This is a genomic window from Wolbachia endosymbiont (group A) of Norellia spinipes, from assembly GCF_964273535.1.
In genome coordinates, this window is the sequence record NZ_OZ187006.1 from 539,088 (window position 1) to 557,018 (window position 17,931).

The following is a 17,931-nucleotide window of genomic DNA, read 5'->3' on the forward strand; positions in this document are numbered from 1 at the left end:
AAAAAAAGGAGGCTGCTTGGATGACAGGAGAAGGAAGTGTTGCCGTCACGTTATATCATAAACCTTTGCTGAAGCTTTCTTTATATATTCACTTGAAAGTGGGATTAGACCAAGCCTAGATAGGTACCCATCTTCAATGCCGATCGAATCTATAATTTCTTTTATGAATTCTCTTAATCCATCAACAGTATCCAGGTGTTCTTTCTTTATATAAAGGTATAGAGGTCTTGCTAATATATATTTTCCCGATGATATATTTTCGTAAGTTGGCTCAATTCCTGCAATTGTGCTCCCTTGTATTTTATCTTGATTCCTCATTAAAAAGCTAAAACTAAATATCCCTAAAGCGTTCTTGTTACTTTTCAATTTTTGTATTATTATGTTTTCATTAATTCCAACTTCTATATACCTTCCGTCATCCCTTATATTACCACATGCTTTCTTTCTTTCTTCCTGATCTTTATAATTCTCTTTGAAAATTCTCGAGTTCATGCATGAATATTGATTGAACATAATAGAATTAACCAAAGTTTCGTATGTGCCTGTATTTTGATGTGGACCATAAATTTCAATTTCTGTTTTTGGTAAGGCTTGATTTACATCAGACCAAAACTTCTTATTATTTTTTACTAATTTATCATTTTCTTGAGAATATGCAGATAAAGTTTCAAATAAGTCCTTTTTTGTGAAATCAAATCTATGGCTTTGATTTGAATTTGCAATGACAATTCCATCATAGCCAATGATGATCTCTATCACTTCATTAATTTTATTTCTTTTACATAGTTCTCTTTCTACTTCCTTCATAGGGCGAGATGAAGTGGTGATGTCTGGCGTGTCTTCCCCTATTCCTGAGCAAAACATTTTGAACCCTGATCCACTTCCTATCGATTCCACAACTGGAGTCTTAAAAGAGAATACACGATTGAACTCCTCGGCTACAAATGAGATAAAAGGAAAAACGGTTGAAGATCCAACAATTCTGATGTATTTCCTGGCATCAGCATTTGACAGCGGCGTGAATAATACGAATACAAAAATCAGGAGAAAGTTTCTAAGCATTATTTTTAGTTAAGAACATAAATCTAATTATTGTAATAAAAAATCAAACTGAAAAGCTTTAATTTTCTCTTGTGATTGACCTATAGCTAATCCAATTGACCGCTATTTCAATTGCATGAACATTGTAACAATGGTGTCTGCAAGCAGCTTACTGTACGAACATTGTGATTTGAGAGCAATTTCCACTAGGAGGATGTCATCCCAGTGCCCAGACACTGGGATCCAGTTCTTATTACCTGGTATAAAGTTAAGTTTTCTGGATTCCAGACTGGAATGACATCATTTACCATGTACAATTTGTTAGTTAATAATCCATTGTCATCCCAGCGTCATGCGCATAATTGTATGAACATTGTGATTTGATACAAGCTACTTGCATGACAAAAGCTACAGTTTACATTTAAATTTTATTTTATATTATTGTAAGTATTACACAACTTTAAGGGGCAATTATGGCAGTTATGCCAGATAAATGGATCAGAGAAAAAGCTGAAAATTTTGGAATGATAGAGCCTTTTGTGGATCACAAAAGCAGCAAAGGTGTTATATCTTTCGGACTATCGTCTTATGGGTATGATGCAAGAGTGGATAATAAATTTAAAATTTTTACTAACGTTAATTCAGCCATCGTGGACCCTAAAAATTTCTCTGAGAATAGTTTTATAGATAAAGAAACAGACGTATGCATAATTCCACCAAATAGCTTTGTGCTTGCAAGCACAGTGGAATATTTTCGTATACCAAGAAATGTACTGGTCATTTGTGTTGGTAAATCAACTTACGCAAGGTGTGGAATTATAGTAAACGTTACTCCCTTAGAACCTGGATGGGAAGGTCATGTCACACTCGAATTCTCAAACACCACCCCACTTCCTGCAAAAATTTACGCTAATGAAGGCGCATGCCAATTCGTATTTTTAAGCGGCGAAAGTGAGTGTGAAAAATCATATGATGATATGAAAGGAAAATATATGAATCAGCATGGTATCACTTTGCCGCTGGTAAAGTGATTACTTTAGGTAAAGCAAGATATTGTGCTATTGTACTGAAGATTACTAAGATAAGTTTTAACTAATTTGTCGCATTCTTTATCACCTAAAACTGCACGTGCAGAGTGGTTTTTAAATAACTCTACATAGCTTGAAAAGAAATTTGTAGAAGGATTACTTAAAGCTTCTGCAACTTCTTTTTTTTCTTTATCATTGGAAAGCTGATTAAATAGTTCTTCTCCCTTTTTTTGCAGCTCATTTTCAAATTCCTGCTTTATAGTATTCTTATCTGCTTTTTGCAAGAAGGAAAACTCTTCAAAAATGTACAAGGAAGAGACAATACTGTTGAAGGTACCAGTAAAACATGCACTTGAACCACGACCACCACGCACTCCGTATTCTGTTTGCGATTCTACTAAATGTTTAACCAGTTGATATTTTCTCTGTGATATGCGGGTATTAATATCTATATTATGATCAGCATTTGCTCTAGTTTGATCGTTGCAAGCCTTCCAAGCTAAATTTAAAACTTGCTTCAATGTTAACCCGCTTCCACTATGTGTATCAGGGTTATTTTTTATACGCTCCAAGCACTCAAGTGCATGTTTTTTCTCATCTTCTCTAAGTTGATCTTTATCTGCAGCTTTTTGTGTGCCATTTGCTATGCACTCTAACTGATCAATAAATCCTTCTATTTCCTCTATAAACTTATCATCAACATCAGGCTCGCCATAGTTTTCTTTTAGCTTTTGAACGTTAATATTAATTGCATCATTTACATTAGTATCATGCGTTGTTTGTGGGATACATGCTGCCTCCATAAATGCTTCAGTTCTTTTGCCTCCTGCAAAAAGATATAGCTTACTCAATACCTTGGCGATTAAGAAAAACACCAGGGGAGGAATAAAAAATATTATAAAAAGTACTACAAATAAACCTGTGATTAGCCACCTTACAGGAGCTAGCAGAATTTCTTTTGCTTTTTTTAATTTTGACGGTCTTTGTATGTTGTCTGGTGTATTTACTACTGTTGGCATAATTAGTTTAAGTTAGTATCAATATTTTTAATATACTATATTTTTTCTTATTTTGTCAACTCAAATTTCTACTTCCGCACTTTTTCATTGTTGCTTACAATAATTATAGCTACACGATTTACTCATGTGCTTTTCTTAATTAAAAACTTCAACTATTCATTTTAAGCTATTGAATTTCCTACTATTTAGTGGCAAATTGTCATCCAAGTGGCTGTAAAACGACAAATTCGTCATTCCGCTACTAGTTAGTGGAATCTATACCGCGAATGAATCGCGGTATGACGGTTCGCGGCGGCATAACGATAAGCTCGTCATCCCGCTACTAGTTAGCGGAATCTATGCTAAGAGATACCGCGAATGAATCGCGGTATGACGGTTCGTGGCGGCATGACGTAGAGCCTACATTAACTATAGAAACAAAAAGGAGGATTATCATGTCTACAATAGTTTTATCATCAATTTTTGGTCAAGCAGGCAGCATTTTTGGTCCAATTGGCCAGATTATCGGCTCAGAACTCGGTGCTCTTCTTGGTGCGCAGCTTGATGGTGCGATGTTTAGCCTTGATGCTGAGCAGAAAGTAACGCATGGTGCGAGACTAAAAAATCTGCAAGTTCAAACCTCAACCTATGGAAGGACGATACCAATTATCTATGGCACTGCTCGCATTGCAGGGAACATTATTTGGTCACAGCCAATAAAAGAAGAGGCGATAACCACCAAAAGCAAAATTGGAAGAGGTATGAATGTTGAGTATAATTACTATGCAACGCTTGCAATTGCGATCTGCAAGGGGAAAGTAGAAAAATTAAACAGAATCTGGGCAGATACAACATTACTTAGCTTTGATGAAATAGATTATACTTTTTACCGCGGTACAGAAGACCAAAATCCTGATCCATTTATGTCGTCAATCGAAGGTGTGCCGGCTTATAGGGGAATATCTTACATAGTCATCAAGAATTTTCCTTTAGCAGACTATAATAACCGCGTTCCGGTATTCACATTTGAAGTGCAGACTATATTAAAGCCTAGCGGATTTTCAGTAGTAGAAAATATTCAGAATATCAATATAATACCAGGCTCAGGAGAGTTTGTATATGATACAAAAATACAGAAGAAAATCGCGCAAGAGAAAATAAGCAGCAACCAATATATCCCATATGGGCTGGCACAAAGGGTAAATCATAACAACCACACTAAAAAGAGCGATGCAGTGCTTTCTTTGGATCAATTAAAGGGAGATTTACCAAATGTTGAGTGGGTATCGGTAGTAGTCAATTGGTTTGTGAATGATCTGTGAACATTAAAGATTGTAAAATATACCCTGCAGTTGAATTTCAAGATGATTCCGCAATATTACCTGATGATTGGCAAGTAGGAAGTAGTACCAGAGATGATGCTCAGCTAATTTCAAAAGACGATAATGGAAACCCAAGATATGGTGGCACAGTTAGTGATTCAGAGCTAATAAGATATATAGAAGAGCTACACAGCAGAGGCTACAAGGTGATGCTCTATCCGATGCCCTTACTTGATACAAAGAACAAAGAGTGGCGAGGAAGATTGAGCGGGACTCCTGGGGATATAAGTGATTTTTTTAAGAATCAGTACAACAAATTTATAGAGCATTATGCAAGCATTGCCAAACAAACTAAAGTGGAAGGGTTTATCATTGGTTCTGAATTTGTTGAACTTACCAAAATCAGAGATGAAAAAGGTAATTACCCTGCAGTGGCAGAGCTAGTTAAGCTTGCAAAGCAGATAAAACTTGATCTTGGAAAAGAAGTAACAGTAACTTACGCTGCGGATTGGAGCGAATACCACTCATATGATGGTTGGTATAATATGGATGAACTGTGGTCTTCACAGTACATCGACGTTGTTGGCATAGATGCTTATTTTCCACTGACTGATGGTCCAGAGCCTCCTTTTGGCTATTCTGCGGAAGATGTAATGGGTGGTTGGAGCAGTGGAGTGGGGTATGATTATTTCTATGATTACTCAAAAAGTGAGCCTGAAAAAGTAAAGTATAACGACAGCAGGTATGCGTGGAAAAATATAGAGAAATGGTGGAGTGAAACTCACATAAACCCCGGTGGTAGTAAAACAAAATGGCAACCAAAAATGAAAAAAATATGGTTTACTGAATATGGATTTCCCAGTATGAACGGCTGCACTAATGAGCCAAATGTGTTTGTTGACAAAGGCAGCATAGAGAGCAAATATCCACGATATTCAAACGGAGAGGTGAGCTTTCTTTCACAAAAAATTGCAATTGAAGGAACGCTAAAGAAGTGGCAAAGCTCAGAAATGGTAGAAAAAATGTTTCTCTGGGCATGGGATGCAAGGCCATTTCCTTACTTTCCCAATTTGTGTGATGTGTGGACTGACTGCCATAATTGGCAGACAGGACATTGGATTCAGGGAAAGCTTTCACAGCTTAATATTTCCGATGTTTTATTGGATCTGTTACAAAAAACAGGTTTAAAAAGCAATCAGTTCGATACAGGTGGCGTCAAAGGGTTATTGTCTGGATATGTAATAAATGACCAGCAACCCGTACGTTCAATTATTAAAATGCTGCAAAGTTGCTATTTTTTTGATGTGGTTGAGCAGGGCTCTAAACTGAAATTTGTCCAAAAGGGCAGGGGAGTTACAACTGTAATGCCAATTGGTGAAACGGTTTTCAGTAACAATTCAAAACTTGTTAATATTAGTCAACTGGATTTAAACAATAAAGTTAACGTCGTTTATTTTAATCGCAATTTTGGCTATCCAATTGATGTTAAATATGCTGAGTTGCCAAAGCAAGGCACTGCTGCAACAGTTGAAATACCGCTCATTATGGAGGAGGGAGAGGCGCAAAATATAGCTGAGGTTTTACTTTATTCTTCGTGGCAAGAGAGAAATATATACAATTTCAAGCTGCCGATAAAATATGCGTGGCTTGCGCCAAGTGATGTCATAACGATTTTAGACGGTGAGAAAAAGCATACGGTGAGAATTATAAAAACAAAATTTGAAAGCATGTCCATTCAAGTAAGTGGTGTTGGTTATGACAGCTCCATATATAAGCTTTCTTTTCCTTCAACAAGGTCTCTTATGCTGAAGGAATACCCTCCTTCTCATATCAGCAAAACCATCGTAGAAATGATAGATTTACCGCATGTTAAAGGTAATATTGCAAGCTTTACTTTAATTGGTGAGGAAAGGAATTGGAAGGGAGCAACGCTCTTTATTTCGTACAACGATAAGGATTATAAGCCTATCGCAAGCACAAATAAACAGTCTACTTACGGATATGTAATGGAATCTACCGATGAGGGGCTTGTAATAGTATTACGTTTTGGTAAGCTGCTAGGAATTATCGATTCAAATTCAGCATTAATCGGAAAAGAGATAGTGAAATTCCAGAGTACTAAACTCATAGATAAAAATAAATATAAGCTTAGCAACCTAATTAGAGGGCAAGAAGGTACTAAAGAGTATGAGCATACAGGAGGTGAGAAATTTACCTTACTTGATGATTCAATAATTTCTTTTGAAGTGCAATCAGGGAGAAAATTTTACCTCAAAGCAGTGACTTATGGTGATTCGTTGGATAACACGGAAGCAAAGGTCCTGAACAATTGATGCTCAGTATTTAAACTTAAACCTGAATAATTGAAGATAAAATATTGAAATTTAGGCTTTTTATGATTTTAGCTTAAGATTCCAGTGTCAAAGCACATAACTGTACGAACATTGTGATTTGAATCCACTAGGAGGGTGTCATTCCAGTCTGGAATCCAGCTTTTTCATAATCATCAAAACGTTGTATAAAACGGCTACTTTTATGCTTACCAACTTAATAAAATTCCTGGATCCAAGTAGTCAAGGCACTGGGATGACAAAGGAGGACAGTGTCCGCTACTCGAATGACATCGTTTACTATGTAACATTGTACTTATACTAATGAAAAAAATATATTATAATCAAGTATATTTAATCCAGTAAATCATTAAGTGAAAACAGCTCTTTCGCAAAATATCATCTCTCTTATTATGATATTGTCTGTAGCAATTGTCGATATGGCAACTGACCTATACTCAGTTGCACTACCAAGCATTGCCAATTATTTTAAAGTAGAAGGCAGTGTAGTGCAGCTTACAATTAGCTTGAATCTAGTTGGATTTGCAGTATCTGGATTAATTTATGGTCCATTATCGGACCATTATGGTAGGCGTCCAATGATGCTGATTGGTATGACAATTTTTACTTTAGCAAGTATCATGTGTTATATAGCCGACAGTATTGCGCTCTTGATACTAATTCGCTTCATACAAGGAGCAGGGGCAGGTGTTGCAGGTGTTGTTGGGTATGCAGCAATAAGGGATATGTACTCGGGTAGTGAATACTCGAGAGTAATTTCAAAGTTAAATATGGTAGTGGCACTCTCACCTGGAATAGCTCCAGTGGTGGGCGGTTATATAATTTCACATGGGTATAGTTGGAAATTTTTGTTTTTTATTATATCACTTGCGGCAATTGCTATGCTTATTTTTATTTACTTTAAGTTACAAGAAACACTCATTGTGAATAAAAATGAAACCAGTATAACTAACATAACTACTAATATCTTCAAGCAATACATATCAATATTTAGAAATTATCGTTTCCTTGGGTTTTCAGCCATTCATGGATTAACTTTCATGTGGCTTTGGGCATATGTTGCTAACTACCCGTTCATATTTGAATCAATGGGCATTGAAGTACAGTATTTTGGCTACCTCATATCGATCATAGTCATATTTTACATAATTGGAACTTTAATTAATAGAAGGTATGTACCAAAAGTAGGGGTTAGCAAAATGCTAATAATAGGTTTGGTGTTACCGATAATATCTGATAGTTTATTGGTATATTTTTATTTCGCGGACAAGTTAAATATATTAATTCTTCAAGTTGCCTGGATTCCAGCCAATATTGGGCTTGCATTAGTAATCAGCAATAACGTAACTTCTGCTTTAGAAACGATCAAAGGTATAGGGCTTGGTAGTGCAGTCCTCTCATTCTGCAATATGATGTTTGGGGCTATAGGAATATATATAGTAGGAAAATTTTTTCGCTATGGCATTTTACCAAATTTACTATTAACAATAATATGCTCTACAATTGCAATTCTTATGTACAGCCTGCTCAAATATACTGAAAAACATGGGCATTATTTGCGTGATCCAGGAACATAAAGGTCATAGATTATTAACGGCTTTGCCGTGATAATATAATTTTACAGGAGGTGTGGGATGAGTGATGTAAATGAAGATATAGTAACAGATAATTTTGGAAATACTCCTTTACATTGGTCTGCTCTAAATGGCGAAAAAGATGTAGTAAAAGCCCTATTGGATAAAGGGGCAAATGTTAATGCAAAAAATAATAGTGGATGTACTCCTTTACATTGGGCTGCTGAATATGGCAAAAAAGATGTAGTAAAAGCCCTATTGGATGAAGGGGCAAATGTTAATGCACAAAATGATGAAGGAAAGACTCCTTCCAATTTAGCCACTGATGAAGGAATACAAGATCTATTGCAAAGCGTAAAAAAGGCCAATGATAAACTGCTTAAGGCTGCTGAAAACGGTAATATTGATGATGTAAAAAATCTGTTGGGTAAAGAAGGAAAAGCACAGGTTAATGCAACAGATGATTCTGAAAATACTCCTTTACATTTGGCTGTTGAAAAGAATGACAAAGAGGTAGTAGAAGCCCTACTGAAAGTAAATGGGATCAATGTTAATGCACAAAATAAGGGTGGATGGACTCCTTTACATTTTGCCGTTTTCAATGGCCATCAAGAGGTAGTAGCAGCCCTACTGAAAGTAAATGGGATCAATGTTAATGCACAAAATAAGGGTGGACGGACTCCTTTACATTTTGCTGCTCTAAATGGCTATAAAGATGTAGTAAAAGCCCTATTGGATGAAGGGGCAAATGTTGATGCACAAAATAAGTATGGATGGACTCCTTTACATTTTGCCGTTTTCAATGGCTATAAAGAGGTAGTAGAAGCCCTACTGAAAGTAAATGGGATCAATGTTAATGCATAAAATAAGGGTGGATGGACTCCTTTACATTTTGCTGCTGGAAATGGCGAAAAAGATGTAGTAAAAGCCCTATTGGATAAAGGGGCAAATGTTAATGCACAAAATGATAAAGAAGAGACTCCTTTACATTTTGCTGCTCGAAATAACAACAAAGAGGTAGTAGACGCTCTAATAAAAGCAGGAGCAAATATTAATGTAAAAGATAAAGATGAAAAAACTCCTTTCGATTTAACTACTAACGAAGAAATAAAAACTCTATTTCAAAAAGCCGCAGAAAGCCCTGATGCTGGTTTAATTGATGAGCCATCGACGGATAGTAAAGGGGTTCAAGAAGAAGATGCTGGTACAGAAAAGAAAGAAAAGCAAGAAGGTGATGCTAAATCAGAATCAGACATTGCAGAAAAAGGAACTGGTGTAAGCAACGGTAGTCAACCTACAGGACCTACACAAAATAATGGAGGACAACCCGCCACCAGTGCAGAAAAAGGAACTGATGTAGCAACCGGAAGTGCACAGCCTATTGCTCCCATAGAACCTGCACAAACAGAAGAACAGCCGAGCTCTTTTTTTGGTAGTTTGTTTAGTATACTTATGAAGCCTTTTTCATTAATTGCATCATTTTTTGGTGGGGTTTTTTCATGGTTGTTTGGGTCTGATGAGCCAATACAATCATCATCTGAATCTGACCAACCAGTTGTGTTAGAACCACCGAATAGTTCAGGAGACCATGACATAATATAGCTAAAGGTTTACTAGATTCCAGCGTCACGCGCTGGAATGACATGGTGGGATGCATCCAAGTAGCTGACACTGGTTTCCATCCAAGAGGGCAGTGCCCAGGCACTGGTTCCTTTATGACGGTGTCATCCCAGTACCTTCTCCTGTCATCCCAGTGCGTGACACTGGGATCTCATTTTACTTTATGATGATGTCATGAAAGTAGCTGACATTGGGATCCAGAAGACTTAATTTCAACCAAATAATAAAGGCTAGATCCCAGTACCTTCTCCTGTCATCCCAGTGCGTGACACTGGGATCTCATTTTACTTTATGATGATGTCATGAAAGTAGCTGGCACTGGAATGACAGCAGTCCTACGTCATACCGCCGCGGTATCTCTTAGCATAGATCCCGCTAACAAGTAGCGGGATGACGGTTGTCGGTGAACCTAAGTTACTTTAGCTACAAACGTTAAGAAATTTACCAAACGAAAAAAAGGCAAAAGAAGCCCTAGTCATTGTCTACTTTCAGTATTGGCGTTTTTTAAGTCTTAAACACTGCAATTTAGCTGCTTTTAAATGCAACTCACCTTTGTTTAAATGTTTAAGAAATTTACTAAGCAGAAAAAAAGGCAAAGAAATCCTTTGTTAGCTAGTTGTCACTCTCTAATCCTGCAAATTGGCGTACTATACTGTCTTAAACGACTTATAAGCGCGTTTCAGCTTGTGTAGGTAAAAACCTAGAAATGTTGTGAAGACATAAGGTGCACATAGTGCAAAAAATTAAAAATAAGACGCCAACTACGTTGTTTTCTTGCTGTTTAATCTGCACAGATGAAGATAACTGAATACCTTCAGTTTCATGATAAAGGGGCTGGCAGAGTTTGTCAAGTGGTTTCTATTGAATATATACAGTGGAATGATAAAATTCACACACACATTTTACTACGTGATCAGCGCTGATATTAAAATGCTCATAAAGTGTTTTATAAGGTGCTGATTCTCCAAAGCTTTTCATGCCAATAAATATACCGTTTGAACCTATATATTTATGCCAACCCATTTCACTTCCAGCTTCAATTGCAACTTTGATGCTGTCATTATTTAATATTGCCGCTTTATATTCATCACTTTGCTCATCAAAAAGTCTCCAGCATGGCATAGAAACAACCCTTGTACCTATACCCTTTTCCTGCAATTTCTCCCTTGCTTCAACTGCAATTTCAACCTCGGACCCCGTAGCAAATATTGTCACTTTTAATTCTTTTGAACATTCACACAAAACATATGCACCAAACTTCGATAGATTAGCAGATTGATCGATATCAAAATAGAATTTGCGCATGTAACTTACGTTTTGCCTTGAGAGCGCAAACAGTGCAGGTGATTCTTTTTTTTCGAGTGCAATGCTAACACACTCTAGAGTTTCAACTGCATCGGCTGGCCTAAAAACATATAGATTTGGTATAGCACGAAGAGAGGCTAAATGCTCTATTGGTTGGTGAGTTGGGCCATCTTCTCCCACTCCAATTGAGTCATGAGTCATCACATAGATAACCTGCTGTTTCATCAAAGCTGAAAGACGTATAGCAGGACGACAGTAGTCGGAAAATACCAAAAAAGTGCCACCATAAGGAAGAATCGCGCCGTGAAGTGCCATACCATTCATACATGCTGCCATAGCGTGTTCTCTCACTCCATAGTGGACATAAGAACCACTATAATTATTACTATCTATTACCTGCATGTGCTTATATTTAGTGCAATTTGACCCAGTAAGATCAGCAGAACCGCCGATTAATTCCGGCATATGTTGTGTTAAAAGTTCCATTACCATGCCGAAAGAAGAACGTGTAGCTTCGTTTGGCATTGTCTCGTGTATTTGTTTCTTCAAGTTAGCCAAAACATTATCGATATTGTCTGGTAGACGTTTATCTAGCCGTCTTTGAAGTTCTTTATTTTCACTGGATTCCAGTGTCAAGCACTGGAATGACACCGAATTGCTGTTATCTGGCAGACGCTCATCTAGTCGCCTTTGAAGTTCTGCATGATATCCTTTCATCCCAGCATTCTCTTCTGTCATCCCAGTGCTTGACACTGGGATCCATTCTTTTTCTTCTTCACTGGTCACATGCTGGAATGACAATGAATTGTAATTTTGCCTTGCTCTCTCAACAGTTTTCTTCCAGGCGTTTTTCACATCTTCTGGCACATGGAATGGCTCGTAATTCCAGTTTAATTTCTCTCTCATCTGTTTGATGTCTTCCTCCGAAAAAGCACCACTGTGAGCAGAGGATGTGCCAGCACGGCTTGAAAATTTTCCGATAATAGTTTTGCAGCAGATCATTGTAGGTTTATCAGACTTTTTTGCTTGCTCTATTGCAAGGGATATGGCATCAAAATCATGGCCATCAATTTTGTCAACATTCCATCCATACGCTAAGAAGCGTTTCTCTACATCATCAGAGCAGGAAAGGCAAGTAGCGCCATCTATAGAGATATCATTATCATCAAAAAGGGCTATTAATTTATTCAATTTAAGATGCCCAGCAAGTGATGCTGCTTCATGGCTTATTCCTTCCATAAGACAGCCATCCCCTAGCATTACGTAAGTGTAGTGATTGATTCTGAATTGCTTTTTAAGGATTGATTCAGCAAGTGCCATGCCAACAGCAGCGGCAAACCCCTGACCGAGCGGGCCTGTTGTTGCCTCTACCCCGGAAGTCAAGCCAAACTCTGGATGACCTGGGGTCTTGGATCCCATTTGCCTAAAGTTTTTTAGCTCATCTATGCTAGTATAACCTGTCAAATATAATATTGAGTATAGTAACATTGACCCATGACCGTTTGATAAAACAAAGCGATCTCTATTGAACCATTTAGAATCATCAGGATTATGATTCAGATATTTAGCAAACAAAACAGTTGCAACATCTGCCATGCCAAGTGGCATACCTGGGTGTCCAGAGTTTGCTTTTTGTACTGCATCAATTGATAAAAAACGAATGGCGTTTGCCATAGATTCCAAATGTGAATGATTCATGTGTTAATAGAAAAACTTAAAAATGAAGTATAAAAGATTATATCAGCAAAAACAAGTTGACACTGAATGCTAAAATCCTTAATAATCTAAAGTTAAATCGTGAGAGTTTTTATATGACAACTGTTATCACTAGAAAGTATAGGATTAGCCGTAGACTTGGTGTAAATTTATGGGGTAGAGCTAAAGACCCAGTAAACAAAAGGAAATACCCTCCAGGTCAACATGGTATTCTTGGATTCAAGAAGTTATCCGACTTTGGTAAGCAGTTTGCTGCGCATAAGAAATTTAAGTTTTACTATGCGATTTCAAGTAAGCAGCTCAGACGTACATTTTTAGATGCTTATAACAGAAGGGGTTATACGGCTGATAATTTTATCGGTATTTTAGAATCAAGGCTCAGTTCTGTTTTATACCACTCTGGTCTTGTGCCAACAATTTATGCAGCGAAGCAGCTCATATCTCATAAGCACGTTACAGTTAATGATAAGGTGGTCAACATATCGAGTTATCGAGTGAAACCAGGTGATATAATAAAAATAAGAGAAAGGGCAGCAAAAATCCCTGTAGTAGTAGAGGCTGAACAAAAACAAGAGCGCAAGGCTCCGGATTATTTAGAGACAGATAGTAAAGAGCATTCAGTGAAGTATTTGAGGTCACCTCAATATTCTGAGGTTCCTTATTCAGCAGACATGGAAGTCAATTTAGTAGTAGAGTTTTACTCTAGATAGATAAAAAAAAGCCCGTGTGGCGGAATCGGTAGACGCAGCGGACTTAAAATCCGTGGGTTTTGCGACCTTGGGAGTTCAAGTCTCCCCATGGGCACCAATTTAACTTAGCAGATAAATACAAAAAAGTATGAAATGGCTTGATATAGAAGATATTGTAGAAGCTCTAGAGGAAAAATTTCCAGATGAGAATATAATTAATATCAGATTCACTGAGCTTAAAAAAAAGGTCTTGAGTTTAGAGGAATTTGATGATGATGAAAAACGCTGTAACGAGAAAATACTCGAAGCCATTCAAGCAGCTTGGATTGAGGAAAGATCTTAACAAATAAGAAATAACTATCGCTATTAAAAGTTAGCGCGTGACGCTGGAATCCAGAAAAAAAAGAAAAATGGATCCCAGTATCAAGTACTGGGATGACAACAAAAAAGAAGGAGTCTAAAATTCGGACACCGTATATCATTCATTTTAGACAATACTGTACTTTTTAAATCTAATTTAAAATTCACTCAGGTTAATAATAATTTAACTAATTACAATTAAAACAGCTAGAAGGTTAATTATGAGGCAAAGATGGCAGCACAAAAATTTTTGGATGGAACGTGATTACGACTTGCCTGACAAGTGCTACGTTGAGATAAATTTTACATAAAAATACTGCTTTTTACGGTGTGAGGCTAGAGGTTTGTAAAGTAGTTAGAAGGTTGTCATCCCAGTGTTAGCTACTTGGATTTGGCACTGAGGAAATCCAATGTAGTAGTAAACCTTACTTATTTAGTTATACTAGAAACAAAACAGAAAAATGCTCAAACGTAGCGGTCCAAAAAAATTAAAGTCTATAATTGAAAATTACGCATTAAAATGCATGAAAAATAAGATTAGCAAAAATGAAATACGTCTGATTTTAAACTGGCGAAATATAGTAGGGAAAGAAATAGCAGAGTGTACAAAACCGAAAAAGATCTCATATGCACAGAATGTAAATTCTGGTGTATTGCATCTAGTAGTAACAAATGGCAGTAAAGCATTAGAAATTCAGCATATGATTTCTCTTATAATAGAAAAAATTACGATATTTTTTGGCTACAAAGCAGTATATGGTATAAAAATTAAGCAAGAGAGTATTGACTATTTGACTATATAAGGTAATCTAAGTACATAGAATAATTTGGTATATTGAAGTGAGTAGAGTTTGTGAATTAACAAATAGAAAAAAATCTTTTGGTAATAAGGTATCACATTCGAATCGTAAAACAAAGCGTACCTTTCTTTTAAATTTACATAAGGTTACGTTGACAAGTGATATATTGAATAAAAAGTTTAGATTTCGTGTGGCAACAAGAACTTTGAGAACTATAGATTACAAAGGTGATTTAGATGCTTTTTTGCTCAACACAAGAACGATTAAACTAAGTGAAAAAGCGCAGAAGATAAAAAGAAGGTTGAAAAAAGTTTTAGTAAAGCAAGAGGTAGAGTTAGCCGTTTCAGATGCATAGCAAACCTCAATGGCTCAGAGCAAAAGCTCCGACCGGTGAAGTATTCAATGAAACTTTAAACATCGTTAAACTGCATAACTTACATACGGTATGTGAAGAAGCTGCATGTCCAAATATTGGTGAATGTTGGAATAAACGTCATGCTACTGTGATGATTCTTGGTTCTGTTTGTACTCGTGCTTGTGCATTTTGCAACGTTGCAACTGGCATTCCTGATAAACTAGACCCTCATGAGCCAGAAAATTTAGCAAAAGCGATAAAAAAGTTAAACTTAAAACATGTTGTCATTACCTCTGTTGATCGTGATGATTTACCAGATGGTGGCGCAAATCAGTTTATACAGTGCATAGAAGAAATTAGAAAGATAACTTCAGAAACAACAATAGAGATTTTAACTCCTGATTTTTTAAATAAGAAAGGAGCATTTGAAGCAATTGCTGTTGCATCACCTGATGTCTATAACCATAATATTGAAACAGTGCCGAGATTGTATGCAAAAATAAGACCACGAGCTCGCTATTTTCATTCACTATATTTGTTGAAGATGGTAAAGCAGATTAATCCTAAAGTTTTCACAAAGTCAGGGCTTATGGTTGGTCTTGGAGAAACAAAAGAGGAAATACTTCAGGTTATGGACGATTTGCGCAGTGCTGAGGTTGATTTTATTACAATTGGTCAATATCTACAACCAACTCCAAAACATGCAAAACTTGATAGGTATGTTACCCCAGAGGAATTTGAGCATTATAAATACGTTGCTTACTCCAAAGGTTTCTTAGTGGTTGCATCAAGCCCACTAACTCGGTCATCATACCACGCTGAAGAAGATTTCAACAGGCTCAAGGCCTGTCGTTGACATTTGTGTTAATTCAAATTAATTTTTACTAATTATAAAGGAGTTGAGCGACTTTACGTAATGTCTACTATAAAAATCGAGAAGAAATCACAATTAGTTAAAGAGGTATTCGATTCCGTGGCAAGTCGCTACGACACCATGAATGATATAATGAGCCTCGGAATGCACAGATTATGGAAAGATAAGATGGTAAATAGTGTGCATTTTACAAAAAACTCTAAGATTTTAGATATTGCTGGAGGAACTGGAGATATAGCAATAAGAATAGTAAGAAAAGAGCCAAGTGCTAAGGTTACAGTATGTGACATAAATCAAAATATGCTAAGCAGAGGACGTGATAAAGCTATAAATTCAAACCAAATTAATTTTGATTGGGTATGTGCGAATGCAGAAAGTTTACCATTTGAAGACTCCGAATTTGATTATTGCACAATAGCTTTTGGCATTCGAAATGTTTCTGACCGCAAGAAGGCTTTAAATGAGGCGCACAGGGTATTAAAACCACATGGAAAATTTATCTGCTTAGAATTTGCCCCTATGCACTATCAAAATGAGATATTTACCAAACTTTATGACTTATATTCATTTAAAGTAATTCCTAAAATTGGCAGCATAGTTGCTAAAGACAGGAGTTCTTATGAATATTTAGTGAAGAGCATTAGAGAGTTTCCAACTCAGGCTGATTTTAAAATGGAAATTGAAGAGGTAGGCTTTAAGAATGTTGAGTTTCATAATATGAGCTATGGAATAGTGGCATTACACATTGGAACAAAATGAATATTAAATTCTGGTATAGAACGCTGGATTATTATCTCATCCTTCCAGTGTTTTTTTTGCTCACTATAAGCTTCATTCTTGTTTATTCAGCAAGCCCTGTAATTGCGCAGCGTCTTTCTTTACCACAAGATTATTTTATACGGCGCCATACAATTTATATAGTCCTGTCACTAATTACCCTGGTGACATTTTCTTTTCTCAACACAAGAACTATACTTAACCTCTCATTCGCAGGTTTCATTTTATTTACTATTTTAGTGGCAGTTGCGATAATACTTGGTATAGAGGTAAAAGGTGCGAAACGATGGTTACATATTGTCAAAATTTCAGTTCAACCATCTGAGTTCGTAAGGCCATTTTTTTCTGTTGTTATAGCTAGTATCTTAGCCAGCGGAATGAAGTTTAAAATGCACATATCAATCATAATATTTCTGTTAGTTTTTGTGTTGTTACTTTTGCAACCTGATTTCAGTATGTCCATGCTTTTAACATATTCTTTTATTGGTCAAATGTTTATTGCATGTATACCACTTTTATACTTTCTATGCATAATAGGAATGGCCACAACTGGAACTACAATAGCTTACTTATGCCTTCCACATATAAAGCAAAGGATTTACAATTTTGTCTTTTTTACGCAACGCGATAACTTTCAAGTCACAAAATCATTAGAAGCATTCAAAAGAGGTCAATTAACTGGAGTTGGACCTGGTGAAGGTAGCGTAAAAACCTCTCTTCCTGATTGTCATACAGATTTTGTGTTTTCTGTTTTAGCAGAAGAATTTGGTTTGATTACGTGCTTAGCCACATTGATGTTATTTGGCATCATTTCCGCCCGCTTGCTTTACGTTGCATATAGAGAAAATGAATTATTCAATCTATTGGTGATTCTTGGTATCTCAATTCAATTCATCACACAATTCATAATAAACACAGGGGTAACATTGAGTGTTTTTCCCACCACCGGCATAACCCTGCCACTACTTAGCTATGGTGGTTCTTCTCTTTTATCTTCGAGCATTGCACTTGGCATAATGCTGTCTTTCAGTAGAAATCAAGCTATCGCATTAAAGTTTCGTGAGCGTGTTATGCTTGTGGACTAGTGGTCACCCGCTCACAACTATTATTGGTATCCCTCC

The 17,931-nt window shown here is 36.6% G+C and carries 17 protein-coding genes, 1 tRNA gene and 1 pseudogene; 16 read left to right on the forward strand and 3 right to left on the reverse strand.

The genetic code is table 11. The features are described 5' to 3' along the window. Window positions 1–45 precede the first annotated feature (45 nt). Window positions 46–1,062 (reverse strand): substrate-binding domain-containing protein, encoded by a 1,017-nt coding sequence (locus ACFZP3_RS02650; protein WP_253308933.1) that lies wholly within the window; start codon window positions 1,060–1,062, stop codon window positions 46–48. Window positions 1,063–1,177: 115 nt separating this feature from the next. On the opposite strand from ACFZP3_RS02650, the gene ACFZP3_RS02655 reads away from it, so the two are divergent. Both ACFZP3_RS02655 and dcd read left to right on the forward strand, forming a co-directional pair. Then, on the forward strand, window positions 1,178–1,339 hold the full coding sequence (locus tag ACFZP3_RS02655; RefSeq protein WP_386086795.1) for a hypothetical protein: 162 nt from the start codon (window positions 1,178–1,180) through the stop codon (window positions 1,337–1,339). A 175-nt stretch (window positions 1,340–1,514) separates the two neighbouring features. Next, entirely contained in the window at window positions 1,515–2,072 is a 558-nt protein-coding gene (gene dcd, locus ACFZP3_RS02660) for a dCTP deaminase (RefSeq protein WP_064125494.1), read from the forward strand. A gap of 5 nt (window positions 2,073–2,077) precedes the next feature. Here the strand turns inward: dcd and ACFZP3_RS02665 are convergent, their stop codons facing one another. Beyond that, entirely contained in the window at window positions 2,078–3,088 is a 1,011-nt protein-coding gene (locus ACFZP3_RS02665; RefSeq protein ID WP_386086796.1) for a hypothetical protein, read from the reverse strand. Between the two features lie 338 nt (window positions 3,089–3,426). Here ACFZP3_RS02665 and ACFZP3_RS02670 point away from each other — a divergent pair, with 338 nt between their 5' ends. From ACFZP3_RS02670 to ACFZP3_RS02695, 6 genes and pseudogenes are all read left to right on the forward strand, one after another. Further along, on the forward strand, window positions 3,427–4,389 hold the full coding sequence (locus ACFZP3_RS02670) for a hypothetical protein (protein WP_386086797.1): 963 nt from the start codon (window positions 3,427–3,429) through the stop codon (window positions 4,387–4,389). Beyond that, entirely contained in the window at window positions 4,386–6,722 is a 2,337-nt protein-coding gene (locus tag ACFZP3_RS02675) for a glycoside hydrolase TIM-barrel-like domain-containing protein (protein ID WP_386086798.1), read from the forward strand. The genes ACFZP3_RS02670 and ACFZP3_RS02675 overlap by 4 nt, the downstream gene beginning before the upstream one ends. Window positions 6,723–7,132: 410 nt before the next feature. Further along, window positions 7,133–8,317, forward strand: a complete 1,185-nt coding sequence (locus ACFZP3_RS02680) for a multidrug effflux MFS transporter (RefSeq protein WP_253309931.1) — start codon at window positions 7,133–7,135, stop codon at window positions 8,315–8,317. A 57-nt stretch (window positions 8,318–8,374) separates the two neighbouring features. Then, the gene (locus ACFZP3_RS02685; protein WP_386086799.1) at window positions 8,375–9,178 is read left to right on the forward strand and encodes an ankyrin repeat domain-containing protein; all 804 of its coding nucleotides are present in this window, start codon (window positions 8,375–8,377) and stop codon (window positions 9,176–9,178) included. Between the two features lie 18 nt (window positions 9,179–9,196). Further along, window positions 9,197–9,916: pseudogene (locus tag ACFZP3_RS02690) on the forward strand (ankyrin repeat domain-containing protein); the annotation flags it as partial. Between the two features lie 44 nt (window positions 9,917–9,960). Next, window positions 9,961–10,101 carry a hypothetical protein gene (locus tag ACFZP3_RS02695; RefSeq protein WP_309166327.1) on the forward strand — a complete coding sequence of 47 codons (141 nt, stop codon included), beginning with the start codon at window positions 9,961–9,963 and terminating at the stop codon, window positions 10,099–10,101. Window positions 10,102–10,792: 691 nt separating this feature from the next. Here ACFZP3_RS02695 and ACFZP3_RS02700 read toward each other — a convergent pair. Then, the gene (locus tag ACFZP3_RS02700; protein WP_386086800.1) at window positions 10,793–12,937 is read right to left on the reverse strand and encodes a transketolase family protein; all 2,145 of its coding nucleotides are present in this window, start codon (window positions 12,935–12,937) and stop codon (window positions 10,793–10,795) included. A 113-nt stretch (window positions 12,938–13,050) separates the two neighbouring features. Between ACFZP3_RS02700 and rpsD the strand changes: the two genes are divergently transcribed. The 8 genes from rpsD (at window position 13,051) to ACFZP3_RS02740 (ending at window position 17,895) form a co-directional block, all read left to right on the forward strand. Further along, a complete protein-coding gene (gene rpsD, locus ACFZP3_RS02705; RefSeq protein WP_265016347.1) occupies window positions 13,051–13,665 on the forward strand; it encodes a 30S ribosomal protein S4 in 615 nt (204 codons plus the stop codon). A 10-nt stretch (window positions 13,666–13,675) separates the two neighbouring features. Next, window positions 13,676–13,762: transfer RNA gene (locus ACFZP3_RS02710), tRNA-Leu, on the forward strand. Window positions 13,763–13,792: 30 nt separating this feature from the next. Beyond that, complete coding sequence (gene iscX, locus ACFZP3_RS02715; RefSeq protein WP_253308941.1) at window positions 13,793–13,987, forward strand: Fe-S cluster assembly protein IscX; 195 nt, start codon at window positions 13,793–13,795, stop codon at window positions 13,985–13,987. A 478-nt stretch (window positions 13,988–14,465) separates the two neighbouring features. Further along, window positions 14,466–14,807: a DUF721 domain-containing protein gene (locus ACFZP3_RS02720; RefSeq protein ID WP_182182927.1), complete on the forward strand. Its 342-nt coding sequence runs from the start codon at window positions 14,466–14,468 to the stop codon at window positions 14,805–14,807. Window positions 14,808–14,844: 37 nt separating this feature from the next. Then, entirely contained in the window at window positions 14,845–15,159 is a 315-nt protein-coding gene (gene rpmB / locus ACFZP3_RS02725; RefSeq protein ID WP_006279619.1) for a 50S ribosomal protein L28, read from the forward strand. Continuing rightward, entirely contained in the window at window positions 15,152–16,015 is an 864-nt protein-coding gene (lipA, locus tag ACFZP3_RS02730) for a lipoyl synthase (protein WP_264732375.1), read from the forward strand. Before rpmB ends, lipA begins: the two co-directional genes overlap by 8 nt. Window positions 16,016–16,075: 60 nt before the next feature. Then, window positions 16,076–16,792 (forward strand): bifunctional demethylmenaquinone methyltransferase/2-methoxy-6-polyprenyl-1,4-benzoquinol methylase UbiE, encoded by a 717-nt coding sequence (gene ubiE, locus ACFZP3_RS02735; protein ID WP_253308943.1) that lies wholly within the window; start codon window positions 16,076–16,078, stop codon window positions 16,790–16,792. Next, window positions 16,789–17,895 (forward strand): FtsW/RodA/SpoVE family cell cycle protein, encoded by a 1,107-nt coding sequence (locus tag ACFZP3_RS02740; RefSeq protein WP_253308944.1) that lies wholly within the window; start codon window positions 16,789–16,791, stop codon window positions 17,893–17,895. The genes ubiE and ACFZP3_RS02740 overlap by 4 nt, the downstream gene beginning before the upstream one ends. Window positions 17,896–17,931: the final 36 nt, after the last annotated feature.